Source organism: Fulvimonas sp. R45 (assembly GCF_030504985.1).
In the GTDB taxonomy this organism is placed as follows: Bacteria; Pseudomonadota; Gammaproteobacteria; order Xanthomonadales; family Rhodanobacteraceae; genus Rhodanobacter_A.
Window position 1 is genome coordinate 75,901 of the sequence record NZ_JASERU010000008.1, and the last position, 23,004, is coordinate 98,904.

General features: G+C 70.8%; 21 protein-coding genes. 9 read left to right on the forward strand and 12 right to left on the reverse strand.

Annotated elements, in window-relative coordinates:
* The first annotated feature begins 52 nt into the window (after positions 1–52).
* On the forward strand, positions 53–3,142 hold the full coding sequence (locus tag QMK61_RS09640; protein ID WP_302071988.1) for an efflux RND transporter permease subunit: 3,090 nt from the start codon (positions 53–55) through the stop codon (positions 3,140–3,142).
* 59 nt (positions 3,143–3,201) lie between these two features.
* Positions 3,202–3,618 carry a hypothetical protein gene (locus QMK61_RS09645; protein WP_302071989.1) on the forward strand — a complete coding sequence of 139 codons (417 nt, stop codon included), beginning with the start codon at positions 3,202–3,204 and terminating at the stop codon, positions 3,616–3,618.
* Here QMK61_RS09645 and QMK61_RS09650 read toward each other — a convergent pair.
* The 4 genes from QMK61_RS09650 to QMK61_RS09665 form a co-directional block, all read right to left on the reverse strand.
* A complete protein-coding gene (locus tag QMK61_RS09650; RefSeq protein ID WP_302071990.1) occupies positions 3,593–5,032 on the reverse strand; it encodes a M20/M25/M40 family metallo-hydrolase in 1,440 nt (479 codons plus the stop codon). The genes QMK61_RS09645 and QMK61_RS09650 overlap by 26 nt on opposite strands.
* Positions 5,033–5,232: 200 nt before the next feature.
* Positions 5,233–5,643: a large-conductance mechanosensitive channel protein MscL gene (gene mscL, locus QMK61_RS09655; RefSeq protein WP_302071991.1), complete on the reverse strand. Its 411-nt coding sequence runs from the start codon at positions 5,641–5,643 to the stop codon at positions 5,233–5,235.
* Between the two features lie 100 nt (positions 5,644–5,743).
* Positions 5,744–6,430: a fumarylacetoacetate hydrolase family protein gene (locus QMK61_RS09660; RefSeq protein ID WP_302071992.1), complete on the reverse strand. Its 687-nt coding sequence runs from the start codon at positions 6,428–6,430 to the stop codon at positions 5,744–5,746.
* A 26-nt stretch (positions 6,431–6,456) separates the two neighbouring features.
* Positions 6,457–7,008: a hypothetical protein gene (locus tag QMK61_RS09665; protein ID WP_302071993.1), complete on the reverse strand. Its 552-nt coding sequence runs from the start codon at positions 7,006–7,008 to the stop codon at positions 6,457–6,459.
* Between the two features lie 198 nt (positions 7,009–7,206).
* Here QMK61_RS09665 and QMK61_RS09670 point away from each other — a divergent pair, with 198 nt between their 5' ends.
* The 5 genes from QMK61_RS09670 to QMK61_RS09690 all read left to right on the forward strand — a co-directional run bounded on the left by QMK61_RS09670 (position 7,207) and on the right by QMK61_RS09690 (position 13,094).
* A complete protein-coding gene (locus tag QMK61_RS09670) occupies positions 7,207–8,466 on the forward strand; it encodes an efflux RND transporter periplasmic adaptor subunit (RefSeq protein ID WP_302071994.1) in 1,260 nt (419 codons plus the stop codon).
* A 44-nt stretch (positions 8,467–8,510) separates the two neighbouring features.
* Positions 8,511–9,197, forward strand: coding sequence for an ABC transporter ATP-binding protein (locus QMK61_RS09675; protein ID WP_302071995.1), 687 nt, complete (start codon positions 8,511–8,513; stop codon positions 9,195–9,197).
* Positions 9,198–9,390: 193 nt separating this feature from the next.
* Positions 9,391–10,554, forward strand: coding sequence for an ABC transporter permease (locus QMK61_RS09680; protein ID WP_302071996.1), 1,164 nt, complete (start codon positions 9,391–9,393; stop codon positions 10,552–10,554).
* A 10-nt stretch (positions 10,555–10,564) separates the two neighbouring features.
* Positions 10,565–11,872, forward strand: coding sequence for an ABC transporter permease (locus QMK61_RS09685; protein WP_302071997.1), 1,308 nt, complete (start codon positions 10,565–10,567; stop codon positions 11,870–11,872).
* 136 nt (positions 11,873–12,008) lie between these two features.
* Positions 12,009–13,094: an alpha/beta hydrolase gene (locus QMK61_RS09690; protein ID WP_302071998.1), complete on the forward strand. Its 1,086-nt coding sequence runs from the start codon at positions 12,009–12,011 to the stop codon at positions 13,092–13,094.
* Here QMK61_RS09690 and QMK61_RS09695 read toward each other — a convergent pair.
* From QMK61_RS09695 to proC, 3 genes are all read right to left on the reverse strand, one after another.
* Positions 13,044–14,435, reverse strand: a complete 1,392-nt coding sequence (locus QMK61_RS09695; protein WP_302072056.1) for a TIGR00366 family protein — start codon at positions 14,433–14,435, stop codon at positions 13,044–13,046. The genes QMK61_RS09690 and QMK61_RS09695 overlap by 51 nt on opposite strands.
* A 103-nt stretch (positions 14,436–14,538) precedes the next feature.
* Positions 14,539–15,114: a YggT family protein gene (locus QMK61_RS09700; RefSeq protein WP_302071999.1), complete on the reverse strand. Its 576-nt coding sequence runs from the start codon at positions 15,112–15,114 to the stop codon at positions 14,539–14,541.
* Positions 15,111–15,938, reverse strand: coding sequence for a pyrroline-5-carboxylate reductase (gene proC / locus QMK61_RS09705; protein WP_302072000.1), 828 nt, complete (start codon positions 15,936–15,938; stop codon positions 15,111–15,113). Before proC ends, QMK61_RS09700 begins: the two co-directional genes overlap by 4 nt.
* 259 nt (positions 15,939–16,197) lie before the next feature.
* Here proC and QMK61_RS09710 point away from each other — a divergent pair, with 259 nt between their 5' ends.
* The gene (locus tag QMK61_RS09710) at positions 16,198–17,235 is read left to right on the forward strand and encodes a type IV pilus twitching motility protein PilT (RefSeq protein ID WP_302072001.1); all 1,038 of its coding nucleotides are present in this window, start codon (positions 16,198–16,200) and stop codon (positions 17,233–17,235) included.
* Between the two features lie 73 nt (positions 17,236–17,308).
* A complete protein-coding gene (locus tag QMK61_RS09715) occupies positions 17,309–18,478 on the forward strand; it encodes a PilT/PilU family type 4a pilus ATPase (protein ID WP_302072002.1) in 1,170 nt (389 codons plus the stop codon).
* Positions 18,479–18,592: 114 nt separating this feature from the next.
* On the opposite strand, the gene QMK61_RS09720 is transcribed toward QMK61_RS09715, so the two are convergent.
* The 5 genes from QMK61_RS09720 to QMK61_RS09740 all read right to left on the reverse strand — a co-directional run bounded on the left by QMK61_RS09720 (position 18,593) and on the right by QMK61_RS09740 (position 22,992).
* The gene (locus QMK61_RS09720) at positions 18,593–18,985 is read right to left on the reverse strand and encodes a BON domain-containing protein (protein WP_302072003.1); all 393 of its coding nucleotides are present in this window, start codon (positions 18,983–18,985) and stop codon (positions 18,593–18,595) included.
* 192 nt (positions 18,986–19,177) lie between these two features.
* The gene (locus QMK61_RS09725) at positions 19,178–20,914 is read right to left on the reverse strand and encodes a hypothetical protein (RefSeq protein WP_345783626.1); all 1,737 of its coding nucleotides are present in this window, start codon (positions 20,912–20,914) and stop codon (positions 19,178–19,180) included.
* Between the two features lie 89 nt (positions 20,915–21,003).
* Positions 21,004–21,930 carry an aspartate carbamoyltransferase catalytic subunit gene (locus QMK61_RS09730; protein ID WP_302072005.1) on the reverse strand — a complete coding sequence of 309 codons (927 nt, stop codon included), beginning with the start codon at positions 21,928–21,930 and terminating at the stop codon, positions 21,004–21,006.
* On the reverse strand, positions 21,927–22,385 hold the full coding sequence (ruvX, locus tag QMK61_RS09735) for a Holliday junction resolvase RuvX (RefSeq protein WP_302072006.1): 459 nt from the start codon (positions 22,383–22,385) through the stop codon (positions 21,927–21,929). The genes QMK61_RS09730 and ruvX overlap by 4 nt, the downstream gene beginning before the upstream one ends.
* A gap of 22 nt (positions 22,386–22,407) precedes the next feature.
* Positions 22,408–22,992 (reverse strand): YqgE/AlgH family protein, encoded by a 585-nt coding sequence (locus tag QMK61_RS09740; protein WP_302072007.1) that lies wholly within the window; start codon positions 22,990–22,992, stop codon positions 22,408–22,410.
* Between the last annotated feature and the right edge of the window lie 12 nt (positions 22,993–23,004).

Consider the following 23,004-nt stretch of genomic DNA (forward strand, 5'->3'; position numbering starts at 1 on the left):
TCGGGCCATGCCGTAACCGGAAGCCGTGCGGCTTGTTGGGAGGGTGTCTCTCTTGAACCTTCCTGCCCTGTGCATCCGCCGGCCGGTGATGACGGCGCTGCTGATGATCGCGCTGATCGTGTTCGGCGTGGCCGCGTACCCGCACCTGCCGGTGAACGAATTGCCGAACGTGGACTTCCCCACCATCTCGGTCAGCGCGAGCCTGCCCGGCGCCTCGCCGGAGACCATGGCCACCGCGGTGGCGACGCCGCTGGAGAACCAGTTCTCCACCATCGCCGGCATCAGCCAGATGACCTCGACCAGCGCGCTGGGCTCGACCTCGATCACGCTGACCTTCGACCTCAGCCGCAACATCGACGGTGCGGCGCAGGACGTGCAGGCGGCGATCTCGGCGGCGCAGCGCCAGCTGCCGACCAACATGCCCACGCCGCCCACCTTCCGCAAGGTGAACCCGGCGGACAAGGCGATCCTCTACCTCACGCTCAGCTCCGACACGCTGCCGCTGTCCACCGTGGACGAATACGGCGAGACGCAGCTGGCGCAGGAGCTGTCGATGATCAGCGGCGTGGCGCAGGTGAGCGTGTTCGGCTCGCAGAAGTACGCCGTGCGCATCAGCGTCGACCCCGCCAGGCTGGCGGCCAACGGCATCGGCATCGACACCGTGCAGCAGGCGATCGCGGATGCCAATGTCAACCTGGCCACCGGGTCGCTCAACGGCAGCCGGCAGCTGCTGCAGGTGAGCGCGGACGGCCAGTTGAAGAAGGCGGCACCGTACAACGACCTGATCGTGGCATATCGCAACGGCGCGCCGGTGCGGTTGTCGCAGCTCGGCCATGCCGAGGACGGCGTGCAGAACGACCAGGTGGCCAGCTGGTTCAACGGCAAGCGCGCGGTGGTGCTGGCGATCGACCGCCAGCCCGGTTCCAACACCGTGGCCACGATCGACCGCATCCGCGCGGTGCTGCCGCAGTTCGAGGCCACGCTGCCGCCGTCGATCAGGCTGCAGACGCTGTACGACCGCTCGGAATCGATCCGCGCCTCGGTGGACGACGTGCAGTTCACCCTGCTGCTGGCCGGCGTGCTGGTGGTGCTGGTGATCTACCTGTTCCTGGGCAACGCCTCGGCCACGCTGATCCCCGCGCTGGCGCTGCCGGTATCGGTGATCGGCACCTTCGGCGTGATGTACGCACTGGGCTACAGCCTCGACAACCTCTCGCTGCTGGCGCTGACCCTGGTGGTCGGCTTCGTGGTGGACGACGCGATCGTGATGCTGGAGAACATTGTGCGCCACGTCGAGGCCGGCATGGACCCGTACGAGGCCTCGATCAAGGGCTCCGGCGAGATCGGCTTCACCATCTTCTCGATGACGCTGTCGCTGGTGGCGGTGTTCCTGCCGGTGATGTTCATGGGCGGCATCGTGGGCCGGCTGTTCCACGAGTTCGCGGTGGTGATCTCGACCGCGATCCTGATCTCCGGCTTCGTCTCGATCACGCTCACGCCGATGCTGTGCAGCCGCTTCGTGAAGCATGCCGAGCACGAGCACAAGTCGCGCGTGGCGCTGTGGTTCGACGCCGGCTTCAACCGCGTGCGCGACGGCTACAACGGTTCGCTGGCCTGGGCGGTGGCGCATCCGCGCGCCGTGCTGGGCGTGTTCTTCGCCAGCCTGGTTGCCACCGCGGTGCTGTTCGTGGTGGTGGACAAGGACTTCATCCCCGCCGGCGACACCGGCCAGCTGCACGTCAACGTGGAAGGCCCCGACGACATCTCGATCAGCGCGATGAAGCAGCGCCAGCAGCGGCTGGCCGGGATCGTGGCGAAGGACCCGAACATCGCCAGCTACATGTCCTCGGTGGGCTCGGGCGGCTCGCGCGCCACCACCAACAACGGCTCGCTGTTCCTGCGCCTGAAACCGGCGGACCAGCGCAGGCTCGGCCCCGACCAGATCATCCAGGAACTGCGGGCGAAGTTCGCCGCGGTGCCGGGCATCCGCGCCTACATCAGCAACCCGCCGGCGATCCAGGTGGGCGGGCGGGCGTCCAAGGCGGAATACCAGTACACCTTGCAGTCCACCGACCTGCAGGCGCTGTACGACGAGTCCGGCAAGGTGCTGGCCGCGTTCGCCAAATTGCCCGGCTTCCAGGACGTGACCAGCGACCTCGACCTCAACGGCCCGGCCATCGCGGTGAAGGTGGAACGCGACAAGCTGGCGCCGCTGGGGCTGACCATGCGCCAGGTGCAGAGCGCGCTGGGCACCGCCTTCGGCGAGGGCCAGGTGTCCACCATCTACGGTTCGGCCACGCAGTACTGGGTGATCCTGCAGGTGCCCTACAGGCTGCAGGACGATCCGTCGGTGCTGTCGCAGCTGTACGTCACCTCGAACACCGGCCAGCTGGTGCCGCTCAGTACCGTGGCCAGCTTCCGGCGCAAGGCGCAGCCGCTCACGGTGAACCACCAGGGCGAGCTGCCGGCGGTGACCATCTCGTTCAACCTGGCGCCGGGCGTGAGCCTGAGCCAGGCGGTGGACGAGATCGACGGCGCGATGCGGAAACTCGACCTGCCCGCCTCCATCACCGGCAGCGTGCAGGGCACGGCGCAGGCGTTCCAGCAGTCGATGCAGGGCATGGGCATGCTGCTGGCGCTGGCGCTGTTCGTGATCTACCTGGTGCTGGGCATCCTCTACGAGAGCTTCATCCACCCGCTGACCATCCTTTCCGGCCTGCCGGCGGCGGGCGTGGGCGCACTGCTCACGCTGATGATCTTCCACGCGCCGCTGGACCTGTTCTCCTTCGTGGGCATCGTGATGCTGATCGGCATCGTGAAGAAGAACGCGATCATGCTGATCGACTTCGCGCTGGAGCGGCAGCGGGTGGAGGGCATGTCGCCGGCCGAGGCCATCGTCGAGGCCTGCCATGTGCGCTTCCGCCCGATCATGATGACCACCATGGCGGCCTTCGCCGGCACCTTGCCGATCGCGCTGGGCATGGGCGCGGGCGCCTCGTCGCGGCGCCCGCTGGGCCTGGCGGTGGTCGGCGGCCTGGTGGTGTCGCAGGTGCTCACCCTGTACCTGACGCCGGTGATCTACCTGTACATGGACCGGCTGCAGCGGCGCTTCGGCCGCAAGGCCAAGACCGCGGCAGCCTGACCGGGCTCGCCCCGGGGACGGTCCTGGAGTAGGTTGGCCGGCAACCCAAGGAGAGCGCCATGGCCTGCATCCGCAGCGCGTTTCCGGCGATGCTCGCCGTTCTGGCCGCTGCGGGCGGCATTGCCCGTGCGCAGGCCTCCGGGCCGCTGGACGACGCGGCGCTCAAGGCCTACGCCGCCCAGTCGTTCGACCCGCGCGCGATGATGGGGCGGACGGTGGAACTCGGACGCCACCACGGCGTGCCAGTGGTGGCCGAGTTCCCCTGTTCGGACGTCTGCCCGCAGTACACCGTGCGGATCATCCACTACCGCCTGCCGCCGGACACGGACTGCGCCGCGGCGGGCGGCGTGGAACGGACCGTGCCGGTGCCGGTGGCGATCGCCTCGACCGACGCGACCTTCTGCGTGCCGAAGGTGCTGGCGGGCGGCGGCTACTATCGCCGCGCGGAGCTCACTCCTCCGCGCCGTCGCCCTTGAACGCGCCCGGCGCGGAGCCGAAGTCGCCGTCGGCCTCGGCGGCCATGTACGTCCACGCCGCATACGCCGCCACGTTCTGCGCCAGTTCCTTCGGGTCGACCTTGTCCAGCGTGTCGTTGCTGGTGTGGTGCCAGTCGAAATAGTGCGTGGCGTCCTGGCTCAGGGTGAGCGCGGCCATGCCCCTGGCGTGCATGGAGCCGAGGTCGGAACCGCCGCCGCCGGGACGTTGCGCGTCGTAGGCCACGCCCAGCGGCTTCAGCACTGCGGCGATCTGTTCGATGGCGTGGCGCGCTGAGGGCTTCACGCTGGCGCTCATCCGCCACACCTTGCCGGCGCCGAGGTCGGAGTCGGTGCCGAGCATGAAGTCCGCCACGTCCTTCGCGTGCCGTTCCGCGTAGGCGCGCGCGCCCCACAGGCCCATCTCCTCGTTGGCGAAGGCGATCACGCGGATGGTGCGGTCGGGGCGCTGCGGCAGGTCGTGGATCAGCTTGGCGGCGGCCATCGAGATGGCGATGCCGGCGCCGTCGTCGATCGCGCCGGTGCCTGGGTCCCAGGAGTCGAGGTGGCCGCCGATGGCGACCACCTGGTCGGGATATTTCTTGCCGGTGATCTCGCCGATCACGTTGGCGCCGGTGTACTCGCCGTCGAAGCCGCAATCGAGGTCCAGCTTCACCGTCACCGGCTTGCCGTAGGCCAGCACGCGCTCGAGCTGGTCGGCGTCGGGGTTGGACAGCGCGGCGGCGGGGATGGCCGTCTTGTCGCCCGGCTTGAAGCCGGTGACGCCGGTGTGGGCGATGCGCTGGTGCGCGTCGGTGCCGGCCGAGCGCAGCAGGTAGCCGGCGGCGCCCTTGGCCGCGGCGATCACCGGGCCGGCCACGCGCACCATCGAGCCCATGCCGTAGTCGTGGCCGTCCTGGTGGCGCTGCATGCGGAAGCCCACGTAGACGATCCTTCCCTTGATCGTGGCCGGGTCGGCGGCCTTCAGCGCGGCAAGGCTGTCGAAGCCCACCACCTGCGCGGTGAGGCCGCCCTTCGGCGTACCCGGCGAATAGCCGAGCGCGGTGAGCACCAGGTGTTGCGGGAACGGCGCCACGATGGCGCCGCTCTCGTGCCGGCGCACCCATTTCGGATAGGTGACCGGCTCGGTGTAGACCTTGTCGAAGCCCAGCGCCTTGAACTTCGCCACCGCCCAGTCGCGGGCACGCTGGTCGGCATCGCTGCCGGCGAGGCGCGGGCCCACCTCGGTGGTGAGCGAGGCCAGCACCTGCCAGGCGGTGTCGTCGTGCAGCGCCTTGTCGCGCAGCTGTTCGGCGGTCCCGACGGCCGCGGCGGGGATGACGGTGTCGGCGGCGCTGGCGAGGCCGCTGGCCAGCAACAGGCCGGCGGCGAGCAGGGTGAGGGCGGGGCGGCGCATGGACGGCTCCGAAAGCGGGATGGAGCCGCGATTATGCCCGCTTTTCTACCTCTCCCCTTGGGGGGCTGGGGTGAGGGGCAGTCTTGTGAAAGCTCAGCCCATGAAGCGTGCTTTGGATCAGCGCTTCCGCAAGCACCCGCCCCTCACCTCGGTCCTCTCCCCAGAGGGGAGAGGAGGCGGAGCTAGAGCGAGCGCGATCGTCAGGGCCTGTTCTTCAGCAGGTCGCGGATCTCGGTGAGCAGCTGCACGTCGGCCGGCGGCGCGGCGGGCGCGGCTTCTTCCTTCTTGTGGACGCGGTTGATCGCCTTGATCAGCAGGAAGATCGCGAAGGCGACGATGACGAAGGTGATGATGGTATTGACGAAGGTGCCGTAGCTGATCGCCACTTCGGCGATCTTGTGCTTGGGGTCGCTGTCGTCGGCGGGCTTGAGCACCCATTTCATCTTGGAGAAATCGATGCCGCCGGTGATCAGGCCGATCGGCGGCATGATCACGTCGTTCACCAGCGAGGTGACGATCTTGCCGAACGCGCCGCCGATGACGATGCCCACCGCCATGTCGAGCACGTTGCCGCGCATTGCGAATTCCTTGAATTCCTTCATCATGCCCATCGTTCTACTCCCCGATTGCTGCCGGATGGCGGGGGGACTTTAGCGCAGCGGGCCGGCACGGCACAGGGTTTGCCGGCTAGGAATCGTCCGATAAAGGCGCTCAGGCGACGCGGCCGTCCAGCGTGGCGATGCCGGCCAGTTCGGCGTGGAAGCGGTCGCCGCGGCGCAGCGCCGCCACGCCGGCGGGCGTGCCGGTGAAGATCAGGTCGCCGGGCTTCAGCTCGAACAGGGTGGACAGCGCGGCGATGATCGCGGGCACGTCGTGCACCATGTCGCCCAGCCGCCCGTGCTGGCGCGGTTCGCCGTTCACTGCCAGGCGCAGCTCCGTGTCCGGTCCGGGTGCGGCATCGGCGGCGGGGCGCAGCGCCGAGACCGGCGCGGAATGGTCGAAGGCCTTGGCCACGTCCCAGGGGTGGCCCTTGGCCTTGGCCTGCGCCTGCAGGTCGCGGCGGGTGAGGTCCAGGCCCACGCCGTAGCCGAACACCTTGTCCAGCGCCTGCGCGGGCGGGATGTCGCGGCCACCGGCCTTCAGCGCCACCACCATCTCCACCTCGTGGTGCAGGTCGGCGGTGGCGGAGGGGTAGGGCAGGTCGGCGCCGTCGGTCACCACCGCGTCGGCGGGCTTGCAGAAGAACATCGGCGCGGCGTGGTCGACCTGGGCGCCCATTTCCTTCGCGTGGTCGGCGTAGTTGCGGCCGATGCAGAAGATGCGGCGCACCGGGAAGCGCAACGCGCTGCCGACGACCGGCAGGCTGGGCAGGGGCGGGGGATCGATGGCGTAGTCCATGTGCCCAGTCTAGCGGCTGGCCGCGTTCAGTGCGGGTGCGGGCGGAACAGGATATCGAACAGCGGCGCCCAGGTCCTGCCGCCGTCGCGCGATTGCACCGCGGTCTCGCGCAGGTCGCGGCCCTGCGGTGTCCAGGTCACCCGCAGCAACTGCGCGCCCTGCGCGTCGCGGGTGGCGCCGGTCAGCGCGATGCCGTCGCCGTGCTTCACGCCGTCGGCCAGCAGCAGCTCGTCCTGGTTGGTCACCCAGCTCTGGTGCCAGACGTGGCGGGTGGCGTCGTAGATGGTGAAGCTCTCGCCGGTGTAGCCGTCCGTGCGCCGGTACACCTCGTGCAGCACGCAGCCGTCCAGGATGCGGTCGATCCGGTTGCGCGCCACCGGCTTCGCACCGGGCGGCACCGTGCCCGAGGCGTCCACGCGGTAGGTATCCCAGTCGCCCAGCCAGTAGTCGAGCTGGTGGTACACGGGCGCGTCGCAATACCGCTTCGGTGCGGCATCGGCGGCCCGCGCCGCGGTGGATGGAACGGCGCCGGCGCCGATGGCCAGTGCTGCGGCGCAGAAAAGCGGCCATTTCGTCATGGGCGGTGCTCCCTGTGGGCACGGAACGGTCCGCGCGTTCATCAGGATGTCTGGATGCCGGCGAAGCGGCAATAACCAATGCCGCGTCCTTCGGCATAGCCAATCGCATGGGCAGTCGCGCAGGTGACAGCTGTCACCGCCGGCGATTGATAACCGCCCATGGCCGCGCCCGGCCCGCCTCGCTACGGTACCCGCATCATGGAACCCCGGGGGACGACGGTGAGCCACGCCGAGCTGTTGAAGGCATTGCGCATCGAGAAGCACCAGCGCGAGGATCATGGCCGCGGCCCGTCCCGCTGGCCATGGATCGCGGGTGCACTGGTGCTGCTGCTGGCGCTGGCCGGCGCCGGCTTCTGGTGGATGGCCGGCCATCGCGCAATCGCGGTGCGGACCGCCACCGCGGTGTCGCCGGCCTCCGACCCCGGCGCCGGCGCGGTGCTGCAGGCCACCGGCTACGTCACCGCGCGGCGCCAGGCCACGGTGTCGGCCCAGATCACCGGCACCCTCACCGCCGTGCTGATCGAGGAAGGCGACCACGTGACGAAGGGCCAGGTGCTGGCCCGGCTGGACGACAGCGCGTGGAAGGCCGCGCTGGACGCGGCGAAGGCCCAGGCCGCCGCCGCCCACGCGCTGGTGGCGCAGTACCGGGCGCAACTGGTGCAGGACCAGCGCGACGCCGCCCGGCAGCAATCGCTGGCCGCGCGCGGCCTGGTGGCGAAGCAGGTGGCCGAGCAGGCGCGCACCCTGGTCGACAGCACGCGCGCCCAGCTCGCCGCCCAGCAGAAGCAGGTGGCCGCGGCCGAGGCCCAGGTGGCGCAGGCCCAGGTCAACTTCGACTACTGCGTGGTGCGCGCCCCGTTCAGCGGCGTGATCACCACCAAGGACGCCCAGGTGGGCGAGATCATCTCGCCGCTCTCCGCCGGCGGCGGCTTCACCCGCACCGGCGTGGGCACCATCGTCGACATGGACTCGCTGGAAGTGGACGTGGACGTCAACGAGGCCTATATCGGCCGCGTGCAGCCCCGCATGCCCGCCGAGGCGGTGCTCGACGCCTACCCGGACTGGAAGATCCCCGCCCACGTCATCGCCATCGTGCCGGCCGCCGACCGCGGCAAGGCCACGGTGAAGGTGCGCGTGGCGCTGGAGCGGAAGGACCCGCGCATCGTGCCCGACATGGGCGTGCGCGTGTCCTTCCTGGAAGCAAAGCCGCAGGCGGCGCAGGCGCCCCGGGGCGTGCTGGTGCCGGCGAAGGCGATCGTGCGGCGCGACGGCCGCAGCGTGGTGTTCGTGGTGGCGGACGGCACGGTCCGGCAGCGCGCAGTGCAGCCGGCGGCGCGCGACTACGGCGAACTGAAGCTGCTGCCGGACGCGGTGCAGCCGGGCGACGCTGTGGTGCTGTCGCCGCCGCCCGCGCTGCGCGACGGCTCGCGCGTGCGGGTGGAAACCGACAAGCCCTGAGGCGGCGCGCCTCGATCCGCAAGACAATCACCAGGAGTGCCGGCATGGACACGTTGATCGAAATCCGCGACCTCTCCAAGGTCTACGAACGCGGCAGGCAGAAGGTCGAGGTGCTGCACCACATCGACCTCGACATCGCCGAGGGCGACTTCCTCGCGCTGATGGGGCCGTCCGGCTCGGGCAAGACCACCCTGCTCAACCTGATCGGCGGCCTCGACTCGCCCACCGGCGGCAGCATCCGCGTGGCCGGTTCGCGCATCGACCAGCTCGGCGGCGGCGCGCTGGCGAAGTGGCGCGCGGCCAATGTCGGCTTCGTGTTCCAGTTCTACAACCTGATGCCGATGCTGAGCGCGCAGAAGAACGTGGAACTGCCGCTGCTGCTGACCCGGCTCTCCGGCGCGCAGCGCAGGAAGAACGCCGCCATCGCGCTGCAGCTGGTGGGCCTGGCCGAGCGTGCCTCGCACAAGCCAAGCGAACTCTCCGGCGGCCAGCAGCAGCGCGTGGCGATCGCCCGCGCGATCGTTTCCGATCCCACCCTGCTGGTCTGCGACGAGCCCACCGGCGACCTCGACCGCCAGTCCGCCGAAGACGTGCTCGGCCTGTTGCGCACACTCAACCGCGAGCACGGCAAGACCATCGTGATGGTCACCCACGACCCCAAGGCGGCGGAGTATGCCAACCACACCCTGCACCTGGACAAGGGCACGCTGGCCGGGCAGGTGGCGGCATGAACGCGTGCACCGCAACTCTCTCAACCACTCCCTCTCCCCTTCGGGGAGAGGGCTGGGGTGAGGGGACACCCTCGCGGCGAGGTTGGGTGAAGGCCCGCCTTGGGCAACCTCGCCGCGAGCACCCGCCCCTCATCCGACCCTTCGGGCCACCTTCTCCCCGGAAGGGAGAAGGAAAAGTGGAGGAGGCGACGCCATGAAATATTTCCACCTCATCTGGGCCGCGCTGTTCCGGCGCAAGTCGCGCACCTTCCTCACCCTGGTGTCGATCGTGGCCGCGTTCGTGCTGTTCGGCCTGCTCGATTCGGTGCGCCTGGCCTTCACCGCGGGCGACAGCGTGGCCGGCGCGGGGCGGCTGATCGTCAACTCCAAGATGTCGATGCAGCAGCCGCTGCCGGAAAGCCTGGGCGCGCGCATCGCCTCGGTGCCGGGAGTGGCGGCGGTGGCGTCGGCGAACTGGTTCGGCGGCGTCTACCAGGACCCGAAGAACCAGGTCATCAGCTTCGCGGTGAGCCCGGACTACTTCGACCTGTATCCCGAGCTGAGCCTGCCGGCCGACCAGCGCGCGACATGGGACAAGACGCGCGCCGGCGCCGTGGTCGGCGCGGCGCTGGCCAGGCGCTTCGGCTGGAAGATCGGCGACAAGATCCCGCTGCAGTCCACCATCTTCCCGTCCAGGTCCAGCGGCAGCAGCACCTGGACCTTCGACATCGTGGGCATCTTCCACGCCAGGGACCCGCGCCAGGCCGGGCGGGAGCAGATGATGATGTTCCACTGGAAGTACTTCGACGAGAACAACGCCTTCGGCTCCGGCACGGTGCACTGGTACGTGGTGAAGGTGGCCGACCCGGCGCACGCCGACGCGGTGGCCAGGTCGATCGACGCCATCTCGGCCAACTCCGACCACGAGACCAGGGCGCAGACCGAGCAGGCGTTCCAGGCGTCCTTCATCAAGCAGCTGGTGAACATCGGCCTGATCGTCACCTCGATCATGGGCGCGGTGTTCTTCACCCTGCTGCTGCTCACCGGCAACACCATGATGCAGGCGGTGCGCGAGCGCACGTCGGAACTGGCGGTGCTCAAGACGATCGGCTTCTCCAGCGCCAGCGTGCTGGCGATGGTGCTGGCCGAAGGCGTGCTGATGCTGGTGCTCGGCGGCGCGATCGGGTTGGCGCTGGTCACCCTGATCGTGCCGGGCCTCGGTGCCGCCAGCGGCGGCATGATGCCGGTGCATGCGGTGGCCGGCAGCACCTGGCTGTCCGGCGTGCTGCTGATGGTGCTGATCGGCGTGGTGGTGGGCCTGCCGCCCGCGTGGCGCGCGATGCGCCTGAACATCGTCGATGCCCTGAGCGGCCGTTGAGGAGCGAACCATGAAGAAATTCCTGATCAACCTCGGGCTGCTGCTGCTCGTCGTGGTGGCGCTGGTGGCGTGGACGGTGTTGCCCTGGATCGGCGCCGTGGCGCTGGCCGTGGCGTTGGCGCTGTGGATGGCGCTCACCCGCGGCGGCCGCCAGGCGGGCTCGGTGACCGCGGTGGGCGTCGGCACGCTGCGCCAGCGGCTGGGCTCGTCGTCGGTGATCGTGATCGGCATTGCCGGCGTGGTCGGCGTGCTGGTGGCGCTGCTGGCGATGGGGCAGGGCTTCCAGGCCACGCTGCAGAGCGGCGGCCGCGACGACACCGCGATCGTGCTGCGCGGCGGCTCGGTCTCCGAGTCCCAATCGGTGCTCACCCGCAACGACGTGGACGCGATCGAGCAGGCGCCGGGCATCGCGCGCGACGCCGCCGGCAAGCCGCAGGTCTCGGCCGAACTGGTGGTGGCCGCCAACCTGCGCAAGAAAGGCTCGGACGACGACGCCAACGCGCAGTTGCGCGGCCTGGACGACACCGCCTGGGCGCTGCGCCCCACGCTGAAGATCGTCGCGGGACGCAAGTTCAAGCCGGGCCTCAACGAACTGGTGGTGGGCCAGGGCGCGCAACGCGAGTTCGCCGGGCTCGACGTGGGCGACGAGGTGAAGCTGGGCATGCAGACCTGGAAGGTGGTCGGCGTGTTCGCTTCCGGCGACGCCTACGACTCCGAGCTGTGGGCCGACCGCCAGGAAGTGGCCTCCGCCTACCGCCGCGGCAACAGCGCCGAGTCGGTGCTGGTGAAGCTGACCGGTGCCGGCGCGTTCGCGGCGTTCAAGGCGGCGCTGGCCTCCGATCCCAAGCTGAAGGTGGAAGCCGACACCACGCGCGCGTTCTTCGCCAGGCAGTCCGAGGGGCTGGCCAAGATGATCCGCGTGGTCGGCCTGACCGTGGGCGTGATCATGGCGATCGGCGCGGTGTTCGGCGCGCTCAACTGCATGTTCGCCGCCGTCGCCGCGCGCTCGCGCGAGATCGCCACGCTGCGCGCGATCGGCTTCCGCGGCGGCCCGGTGGTGGTGTCGGTGATGCTGGAGACGATGCTGCTGGCGCTGCTCGGCGGCCTGCTCGGCGCGCTGGTGGTGTGGCTGGTGTTCGACGGCTACACCGCCTCGACCCTGAACGGCCTCACCGACGTGATGTTCCAGTTCAAGGTCGCCCCCGCGCTGATCTGGACCGGCCTGAAATGGGCGCTGGCGATCGGCTTCGCCGGCGGCCTGTTCCCCGCCGTGCGCGCGGCGCGGATGCCGGTGACCACGGCCTTGCGCGAGCTTTGAGCTTCGCGCCCCTCTCCCGCCGGGAGAGGGGCGTCATGCAGTGTGCGGCAGCGCCGTGGATGCCGGTGGCGCGGGCGCTATGATCGCCGCATCCGGCATCGCAGGAGGGCGGATGCATCAGGGAAGATGGTGGAGCGTGCCATGCGCAGCCGCGGCGATGCTGGCGCTCTCCGGGTGCGTGGGCTTCGTGGCGCGGCAGATCGAGCATCCGGGGCGCTCCAGCCAGAAGTCGCTGGCGCCCTTCCGGCAGATGCTCGAAGAGGCGGGTTTCCGCTACGACGCCATGCGGACGCGGCAAGGCGTGCGCATCGCCTACTGGTACGGCCAGCCGCGCGATTACGGCGTGACGCAGGTGGCTTCGGAGCGGCGTGAAGGCGGACACGTGGCGTTCCACGTCACCTTCCACTTCAAGGCGCAGGCGGCTGCGGCGCCGCTGCCGGCGCGCGGCAGCATCGTGCTGCTGCATCCGTGGGGCGCCGAGGGCAGCGCCATGGCGGGCTGGGGGCTGGCGTTCGCCGGGGCGGGCTACGTGGTGGCGATGCCCGACCTGCGCAGCCAGGGGCGTTCGGACGACGCCCCGGTGGGCTACGGACCACGCGAGGCGGGGGACATCGTCGACCTGGTGCATCACCTCGAAGCCGCGCATCGCCTGCCCCGGCCGTGGTACCTGCTGGGGGCTTCCTATGGCGCCACGGTGGCCTTGTTCGCCGCGCCGCAGCTGCAGGTACGCGGCGTGATCGCGCTGGAGCCGTATGCCGATGCCGTGGACGCGATCCACCGGGCGCCGGCCAGCGGCCTGTTCGGCCACCGCTGGCTGGCCCGCTGGATCAGCCGGCGCGAGCTCGACAAGGCGGTCGCGCGTGCCGGTCGTGCATTGGGCGTGGACCTGGCGCGGATCGATCCGGGCGCAGCCCTGGCGGACGCATCCGCCTGCACCCTGGTGCTGGGTGGAGGGCATGACACGCTGATCCCGCCGGCCGCCTTGCGCGACCTGGCACGGCGCTCGCCCCGGGCGCGCTTCGTGGAGGTTCCCGGCGAAGGGCACCTCACCTTGCCGATGCGCACCGATCGGCTGTTCACGCCCTTGCTGGCCTGGATGGATGCCCTGCCTGCGGATCCCGGTGGCGACTGCCCGGCTTTCGCGGGGGGCGATAGCGCGCCTGCGGCAAGCTCAGGGCATGACGGGCGGAACGTATTGAAGCGTCAGCCCCAGCAGCCATAGCAGGCCCAGCACCAGCGGCACGTGCACCACCAGCTGCATGAAGGTGTAGCCCACCACGTCGCGCGCCTTCAGGCCCAGCACGCCCAGCAGCGGCAGCATCCAGAACGGGTTGACCAGGTTGGGCAGCGCCTCGGCGGCGTTGTACACCTGCACCGCCCAGCCCAGGTGCACGTGCAGGTCGTTCGCCGCCTGCATCACGTAGGGCGCCTCCACCAGCCACTTGCCGCCGCCGGAGGGCACGAAGAAGCCGAGGATGGACGAGTAGGCGCCCATCAGCAGCGGGAAGGTGTCGGCGTTGGCCACGTGCACGAACAGCTGCGACAGGCGATGCGCCAGCGTGGCGCCGCCGTGGCCCTGGGCATGGGTGAGCAGGGCGGCGATGCCGCCGTACAGCGGGAACTGGATCAGCACGCCGGTGGTGCTGGGCACCGCGCGCGCCACCGCGTCCAGGAAGCTGCGCGGCCGCCAGTGCAGCAGCAGGCCCACGGTGAGGAACAGGAAGTTGTAGGTGTTGAGGTTGGCGATGGCCGTCACCGCCGGCTTGCGGGCGAATTCGTAGCCCAGCCAGCCCAGGCCCAGCAGGCCGACCAGCACCGACAGCAGCGGGCTGTATTCCAGCCATTCGCCGGGACGCGTGCGCGGCGGCAGCGCCGGTGCCGCGTCGGCCTCGGCGACGCCGAAGTCCTGCGCAGTGCGCGCGTTGCGCTCCGACGGCGCGGTGAGCCAGCACACCACCAGCGAGGCCACGATCAGGCAGGCAGTAAGCAGCAGCGACTGCCACAGGAAGATGGTCTGGCCGAAGGGCAGCACGCCGGTGATCGCCAGCAGGCCCGGCGGCATGCTGGCCGGATTGGCCTGCAACTGCGCCGCCGACGAGGACAGGCCCATCGCCCACACCGCGCCCAGCCCGAGGTAGGCCGCGGCGCCGGCGGCGCGGTAGTCCATGCGCAGGTCCGCGCGCCGCGCCAGCGCCCGCACCAGCAGGCCGCCGAACACCAGCGAGAAGCCCCACGACAGCAGCGAGGCCAGCATGCTGACCAGCGCCACGTAGCAGACCGCGCCGCGGCCGCTCCTGGGCACCCGCGCCAGCAGGTCGATGAAGCGCGCCACCACCGGCGCGGTGGCCACCACGTAGCCGCCGATCACCACGAAGGCCATCTGCATGGTGAACGGGATCAGGCTCCAGAAACCGTCGCCAAACGCATTCACCGTCGCTGCCGGCGTGCTGCCGAAGGCCAGCGCGGCCACCGCCACGATCACCACGCCCAGCGCGGCGAACACCCAGGCGTCCGGGAACCAGCGTTCCGACCAGGCCGCGCAGCGCAGCGCGGCGCGCGCCATCCGACCTTCGTGTGCGGTGTTCATGCCGATCCCCGTGCGGTTGCCCCGGCCATGGTGGCGCGGGGCTCGCGGCAGGGGCAAGCCGACCAAGGTCGGGTGGCGGTCAGCCGCCGGTCGCCAGCCGCATGCCGGCGTCCAGCAGCGGTTGCGCCACCAGGATACGCGCCAGCAGCAGGGCGATGATGGCCACGGTGGGCGAGAAATCGACCATGCCGAGGGTGAGCCGGCCGCGCAGCGGACGCAGCAGCGGCTCGACGATGCTGCCGGTGAGGCGCAGCGCGGGGTGGTAGCGGTCCACGGCGAGCATGCTCAGCAGCGACCAGCCGAACACCAGCACCAGGTAGAACAGCAGCACGAAGTCCAGCAGGTCGGCCAGCGCCACCAGCAGCAGGCCGGGCAGCGCCGGCAGGAAGCCGGACAGGGCGAACAGCACCAGCCGCTTCAGCAGCATCAGCAGCCAGGCCACCAGCACGGCGGCCAGGTTGATGCGCCGCCAGTTGGGCAGCACGCGGCGGACCGGCGCCAGCACCGGGTTGGTGCTGCGGTAGACGAACTGGCTGAGCGGGTTGTGGAAGTCGGCGCGGCTGGCCTCGGCGGCCAGGCGCAGCACGAACAGCACCACGGCGGCATCGAACACCAGCTGCAGCAGCAGGGCAAGGGCGTTGAGCAGGTAGGTCATGGCCGTTCCTGACCGTCGAGGGCGGCGGCGAGTTCCCCGCCGCGGCGGGTGGCGGCGGCCACGGCGCGGGCCACGATGCGCGGCAGGTCGTCGGCGGCGAAGCTTTCCAGCGCGGCCTGGGTGGTGCCGTTGGGCGAGGTGACGCGGCGGCGCAGCTCGCCCGGCGCCTCGCCGCTCTCGGCCAGCATGCGGCCGGCGCCCAGGCAGGTCTGCACCGCCAGCGCGCGGGCGGTGTCGCGCGGCAGACCCTGCGCCGCGGCGGCGTCCTCCAGCGCCTCGACCAGGGCGAAGAAATAGGCCGGGCCGGAGCCGGACAGCGCGGTGACGGTGTCCATCAGCGCCTCGTCGTCGATCCAGCGGGTGAGCCCGGCGGCGTCGAGGATGTGCTGTGCCTGCGCCCGCTGCGGCGGGCTGACCCGCGCGTTGGCGACCAGACCGGTGGCGCCGGCGCCGATCAGCGCCGGGGTGTTGGGCATGCAGCGCACGATCGGCAGCGCGCCGAACCAGCGTTCGAGCTGGTCCAGCCGCACGCCGGCGGCGATCGAGACCAGCAGCGGGCGGTGGCGCTGCAGGGCATCGCGCAGGCCCTCGCGGATCGCCGGCATCACCTGCGGCTTCACCGCCAGCACCACCACCTCGGCCTCGGCGGCGGCCAGCGCGTTGTCGGCGAAGGTGGCGATGCCGAAGTCGCGGCCCAGCGCCTCGCGCGCCGCGGCCTGCGGCTCGGCCGCGCGCAGCGAGGCCGCCGCGGTGCCGTGGCGGAGCAGGCCGCCGATCAGGCTGCGCGCCATGTTGCCGCCACCGATGAAGGCGATGCGTGTCATTTCCCGCGTCCTCGAAAAAGCCAGGCGCATACCTTAACCGAGCCGGCGCGTGCGCGGTTTGGTGACGCGATGCTCAAACCCCGGGGGCGCTTTGCGCCAGCGTGCCGGGAAGGCTGGTCGCCCGCCCCGCGCGGCGGGTAGTATCGGCACGCTGCATCGGGAACGGGGGCCCGGACCGCACGGCGCCAGCGCCGCCGGCCACCCCTCCGCCGCACGGGCAGCGCTCGACGTCAGCCGACCGGCTCCAGGGGGATTTCAGATGGACATTGCCGAACTGCTCGCCTTTTCGGTGAAGAACAAGGCCTCGGACCTGCACCTGTCCGCCGGCCTGCCGCCGATGATCCGCGTGGACGGCGACGTGCGGCGCATCAACATCCCGGCGCTGGAGCACAAGCAGGTGCACGCGCTGATCTACGACATCATGTCGGACAAGCAGCGGCGCGACTACGAGGAGTTCCTCGAGACCGACTTCTCGTTCGAGATCCCCGGCCTGGCGCGCTTCCGCGTCAACGCGTTCAACCAGAACCGCGGCGCCGGCGCGGTGTTCCGCACCATTCCGTCCGAGGTGCTGACGCTGGAGGACCTGGGCTGCCCCAAGGTGTTCCGCGAGCTGATCGAGCAGCCGCAGGGCCTGATCCTGGTGACCGGGCCGACCGGCTCGGGCAAGTCCACCACGCTGGCGGCGATGGTCGACCACATCAACAAGACCGAATACGGTCACATCCTCACCATCGAGGACCCGATCGAATTCGTGCACACCTCGCAGAAGTGCCTGGTCAACCAGCGCGAGGTGCACCGCGACACGCACGGCTTCAACGAGGCGCTGCGCTCGGCGCTGCGCGAGGATCCGGACTACGTCCTGGTCGGCGAGCTGCGCGACCTGGAGACGATCCGCCTGGCGCTGACCGCCGCGGAGACCGGCCACCTGGTGTTCGGCACCCTGCACACCTCGTCGGCGGCCAAGACCATTGACCGCATCATCGACGTGTTCCCCGCCGGCGAGAAGCCGATGGTGCGCTCGATGCTGTCGGAATCCCTGCGCGCGGTGATCTCGCAGTCGCTGCTGAAGAAGGTCGGCGGCGGCCGCATCGCGGCGCACGAGATCATGGTCGGCATTCCCGCCATCCGCAACCTGATCCGCGAGGACAAGGTGGCGCAGATGTACTCCTCGATCCAGACCGGCCAGCAGTACGGCATGCAGACGCTCGACCAGAACCTGCAGGACCTGGTCAAGCGCAGCCTGGTGACGCGCCAGCAGGCGCAGAGCTACGCCAAGAACAAGGACATCTTCAAGTGAGGCGGGCGCCGCGGTCCGCCGGGGCGCGCCCTGCGGACCCCGGACCCCGTCTCCCGAATCCGGACGCAAAGCCATGAGCGACTTCGATTTCACTTCCTTCCTCAAGCTGATGGTGCACAAGAAGGCGTCGGACCTTTTCATCACGGCCGGCGTGGCGCCGTCGATGAAGGTGCAGGGGCGCATCGTGCCGATCACGCAGAGCCCGCTGTCGCCGCAGCAGGCGCGCGACATGGTCGTGAACATCATGACGCCGGCGCAGCGCGAGGAATTCGAGAAGACCCACGAGTGCCAGTTCGCGGTGGCCGCGCAGGGCGTGGGCCGCTTCCGCGTGTCGTGCTTCTACCAGCGCAACTGCGTGGGCATGGTACTGCGCCGGATCGAGTCGAAGATCCCTTCGCCGGAGGAGCTGGGCCTGCCGCCGGTGATCAAGCAGCTGGCGATGACCAAGCGCGGCATCATCCTGTTCGTGGGCGCCACCGGCACCGGCAAGTCCACCTCGCTGGCCTCGATGATCGGCTACCGCAACGCCAACTCGACCGGCCACATCATCACCATCGAGGACCCGATCGAGTACGTGCACAAGCACGAGGGCTGCATCATCACCCAGCGCGAGGTCGGCATCGACACGGACAGCTGGGAAAACGCGCTGAAGAACACCCTGCGCCAGGCGCCCGACGTGATCCTGATCGGCGAGGTGCGCACGCGCGAGACGATGGAGTACGCGATCAACTTCGCCGAGACCGGCCACCTGTGCCTGTGCACCCTGCACGCCAACAACGCCAACCAGGCGATCGACCGCATCCTGCACTTCTTCCCCGAGGACCGGCGCCAGCAGCTGTTCATGGACCTGTCGCTGAACCTCAAGGGCATCGTGGCGCAGCAGCTCATCCCCACCCCCGACGGCAAGGCGCGCCGGGTGGCGATGGAGGTGATGCTGGGCACACCGCTGGTGCAGGACTACATCCGCCAGGGCGAGGTGCACAAGCTGAAGGAAGTGATGCGCGAGTCCACCAACCTCGGCATGAAGATCTTCGACCAGAGCCTGGTCGAGCTGTACCACGCCGGCGAGATCAGCTACGAGGACGCGCTGCGCCACGCCGACAGCGCCAACGAGGTGCGCCTGCGCATCAAGCTGGCCCAGGGCGGCGACGCGCACACGCTGTCGTCGGGCCTGGAGGGCGTGGAGGTGGAAGAGACGCGCGACGGCCGCGGCGGCTTCGGCGGCGGCATGCTGCAGCGCTGAGAGCCTGTTCAACAGCTCCCGGCGCGGGCACTTGGAGATCGTGAACAGGCTCTGAGGACAGCGTCCGCGGCGACAGGGAAAAGGCGCCGACCGACGCCTTTTTCCTGTGTCGGGTCAGTGCGTCTGCGGCTTGCCGGTGTCGCGGCCGACCACCAGGCCGTTGGCGTTGACGCGCTTGACGCCCTTCACCTTGCGCGCGATGCGGATCGCCTCGCTGCGCTCGTTGGCCGACGCCACCGTGCCGGCGAGGCTGACCACACCGTCGGCGGTATCGACGGAAATGTCGCTGCCCTGGACCCGCTTGGAGGCGGCGAATTCGGATTTCACCTTGGTGGTGATCCAGCCGTCGGCCACCTTGCCGGGCACGGTGCGGTTGTCGGTGGAGCGATCCATGGTCTGCGGCGGGGCGGTGTCCTGGGCGACCGCCTGTGCCACCGGCACGGCGGCGCAGGCCGCGGCCAGGCCGGCCACGAACAGGCTCTTGCGGAACGACGTGGACATGGGCATGGGGAACCTCCTGGTGGCAACGGGCCGTCGGGGAGACGGGGCGCGGATGTGGGCCGCGCAGCCACAGGGAAGCAGGGCGGATCTGAATTTCGCGTGGCCGCGGCGTGAGCGCCGCGCGACCGGGCGAAGGAAGCGTTCCCGCGGCGCCGGGGAAGGGGGCGGCGGACCGCAGGCGCGGCTCGCCGCCCGTCGTCACTTCAGCGTGGTCTGGTTGGTGATCGTCAGGCCGTCGCCGTCCATGTGCGCCTCGGCGCGGATGTCGCGCACGCGCCCGGCCTGTCGCTGCAGCGCGGCGAAGCGCGCCTTGAGCGCATTCAGCTGGCCCGCGCCGGGAGCGTCGGGCGACGAGGCGGCCGGGGCGGGCAGGCTTTCGATCTTCTGCACCATCGCGTTGACCCAGGCCACGTACATGCCGCCGTCCAGGTGCATGCGCAGCAGGCGGCCGGCATCGCCGGCGGGCGCGACGAGCGCCGCGGCCAGCCTGGCGTCCTCGCCCGCGCCGACCGCCACCGCCAGCGCCTTGCCGTTCATCGCGGCCCAGGCCGGCTCGCCCAGCGCCTGGGTGAGGCTGGCCGGCAGCGCCGCGGGCTGGCCGTTGGCCGGTACGCGCGCCTGCGCCAGGCCGGGCAGGCCCATCTGCGCCATGCCGAACAGGCCGGCCGGGTTGCGCGAGGCGATCACCAGCAGCCCCTTGAGCCTGGGTATGGCGCGGCCCGGCGCGGCGGCGAAATCGTCCAGCGCCAGGTGCAGGCCGACCAGATCGCCGAACGGCGGGATCGCGGCCTTCTGCAGGGTCTCACCCAGCGAGGCGAAACCCTGGTTGAGGTCGGCCAGGGCGGGGCAGGCGAACGGCTTGGCCGCCACCGCGTCCACCTGGGCCTGCCAGAAGCGGCGCGCCGCGTCCATCGGCACTGCCAGGCTCAGCTCGAACGGCGCGTCGGCCTCGGCGCCCAGCCCGGGCACCTCCGCCTTGAGCCCGGCGAAGGCCTGCGCGATGTCGCTGGCCAGGGCGACGTCGAAGCGCCCGTCCTGGTGTCCGGCGTCCAGCCGGGTGTAGCCGAAGCTGAGCCGGGGCACGCGCGCGGCGATGCGCGCGGCGTCGGCCGGGCAACTGGGCGGGATCTGCGTGAGGTGGGCGAGCGGCTCGCCGGTCTTCGCCGATTCGCGCCGGGCGCCGGCCTGGAACAGGGCGGTGAACAGCGGGTCCTTGCCGCTGGCGGCCAGCGGCAGCAGGCGCTGCAGGTCGATTTCGCCGATCCACCAGGGCTGGTAGCCCTTGGCCTTGGCCAGGTCGGCCAGTGCGCCGCTGTCCTGCAGGCTGCGGGCGGGGCGGTCCAGGCCCAGCGCCTGGCGCAGCAGGCCCGGCGCGGGATCGGCCGGCAGCAGCGCCAGCACGCCCTGCTTGCGGACGGTGGCGACCACCAGCTCGACGCCGTCGTCGCCCGCGGCCGCCTTGCGGTAGGCCTGGCCGCCGATCTCGGCCTGGTCGAACTTCCTGCCGTAGGCGGTTTCCAGCCGCGCCACGAAGGCGTCGAAGGCCTTCGGGTCGCTCAGCTCGAAGCGCGCCACCGGCGACAGGCCGAGGCCGTAGAAGGCGAAGCGGCCGCCGAGGTCGATGCCGGCGTTGCGGGCGAAGCCCTCCACCGTGTCGTCCTGGAAGGAGGCGGCGAGGGCGTGCAGCAGGTTGGCGGCCTCGGGATCCCTGGCCGCGAGCCGGTCCGCCGCGTCGTTCAGCTGTGCCAGTTGCGCGGGCAACTGCGCATCGACCTGGACCAGCAGGGCGTGGCGGGCGTCCGCCTCCATGGGTTTCAGGTTGGCGCTGACATAGGGCGTGTCGGCCGGCACGAAGGCCAGCGGCGCGTTTTCGTCCTTGTGTCCGCAGCCGGCCAGCATCGCGCCAGCCAACGCCAACGCGAGCATGCGCGTCATCAGTCGCATCGAGTTTTCCCCAGTGTGGTGTGTGTCGCGGCGCCATTATGCGCCGCTTCGCGGGCGGCGGCTCGATGCCGCCGCATGGATCAGCGCGCCAGCGCCTCGCCCAGCACGGCCATGCGCACGAACACGCCGTTGGCCACCTGTTCGAGGATGCGCGATTGCGCGCCGTCGGCCACCTCGTCGGCGATCTCGATGCCGCGGTTGAGCGGGCCCGGGTGCATCACCAGGCAGCCCCGGGCGGCGCGCGCCAGGCGGCGCCTGTCCAGGCCGTACCCGCGGAAGTAGGCGGCCTCGTCGGGCAGCTCGGTGGCGGCCATGCGTTCCTTCTGCAGGCGCAGCATGATCGCCACGTCGGCGCCCTCGATGGCGCTGTCGAAATCCTCGGTGAAGCGGCAGTGCGGGAACTCGGCCGCCTCGGGCAGCAGTGCGAGCGGGCCGCACAGGCGGATCTCCTTGGTGCCCAGCGCGGTGAGCGCGTGCACGTCCGAGCGCGCCACGCGCGAGTGGCGGATGTCGCCGCAGATGGTCACCGTCAGGTTCTCGAAGTCGGGGCGGTGCTGGCGGATGGTCAGCGCGTCGAGCAGGCCCTGGGTCGGATGCGCCCGGTTGCCGTCGCCGGCGTTGATCACCGACACCCCGCTCATCGCGTGGCGCACCAGCTCGTCCGGCGTGCCGGAGACCTTGTGGCGCACCACGATCGCGTCGAGGTGCATCGCCTCCAGCGTGTGCAGGGTGTCGTACAGCGCCTCGCCCTTGTTGGCGGAGGAGAAGCCGATGTCGAAGTTGACCACGTCGGCGCCGAGCCGACGCGCGGCCAGCTCGAACGAGGTGCGCGTGCGCGTGGAAGGCTCGAAGAACAGGTTGAGCACGGTGCGCCCGGCCAGCGTGTCCAGCTTGCGGGTGCCGTGCGCGCAGGCGTCGCGCAGGGCGATGGCGCGGTCGAGCAGGCGCTCGATGGTGGCGCGGGGCAGGTGTTCCAGCGTGGTGAGGTGGCGCAGGCGGGCGGTCATGGCGGCGTGGGGGGCATGGAGGAATCGGGGGCGGGCGGCGCGTCGGCGAGCCAGCGTTCGAGGATCACCGCGGCGGCGACGGCGTCGATGCGGGCGGCGTCGCGGCGGCGCTTCAGCCCGGCGGCGCGGGCGCCGGCGAAGCGGCGCGCGGCTTCCTGTGAGCTGTGACGCTCGTCGACCAGCGCCACCGGCGTGCGATAGCGCGCGCGCAGGCGTTCGGCGAAGCGGCGGGCGAGGCGGCTGGCGGGCTGCTCGGCGCCGTCCAGTGCCAGCGGCAGGCCGACCACCAGCGTGTCCGGCTGCCATTGCGCGCGCAGCGCGTCCAGTGCGGTCCAGTCCGGCTCGCCGTCGCGCATCGCCACCGTGGAGAGCGCGCGCGCGGTGGCGGTGAGGCGGTTGCCCACGGCCACGCCGACCAGCTTGCTGCCGACGTCGAAGCCGAACGCGCAGCTCACGGGCGGCGACCCGCGCGGGCGCTCATGCGTGACCCGCGTAGCCGGGCAGCTGCAGCGGATCGATCCCGACCAGTCCGGCGGCGGCGCTCCAGCGTTCCTCCAGCGGGGTGTCGAACACCACCCGCTCGCTGGCCTCGGCGGTGAGCCAGGCGTTGTCCTTCAGTTCCTGCTCCAGCTGGCCGGCGCCCCAGCCGGCGTAGCCCAGCGCCATCAGCACCTGGCGCGGGCCTTCGCCGGCGGCGATCGCCACCAGGATGTCGCGCGAGGTGGTCACCGACCAGTCCTCGTTGATGCGGTAGCTGGCTTCCCAGCGGCCGGGCTCGCGATGCAGCACGAAGCCGCGTTCCTGCTGCACCGGGCCGCCGATCAGCACCGGCGCGTCGGCCAGCTCGGGATCGTCGCAGCCGAGCTTCATCTGCGCCAGCACGTCGCCGAGGCGGTATTCGGACAGCTGGTTCACCAGCAGGCCGATCGCGCCGTCCTCGTCGTGCTGGCAGACCAGCGCCACGCCGCGCGAGAACGGCGGGTCGGCCAGGCCGGGCATGGCGATCAGGAACTGGCCGGCGAGGGTGGGATGGCCGGGGGCGGGATGGCGGGGGGCGCTCATGGCGTCATTGTA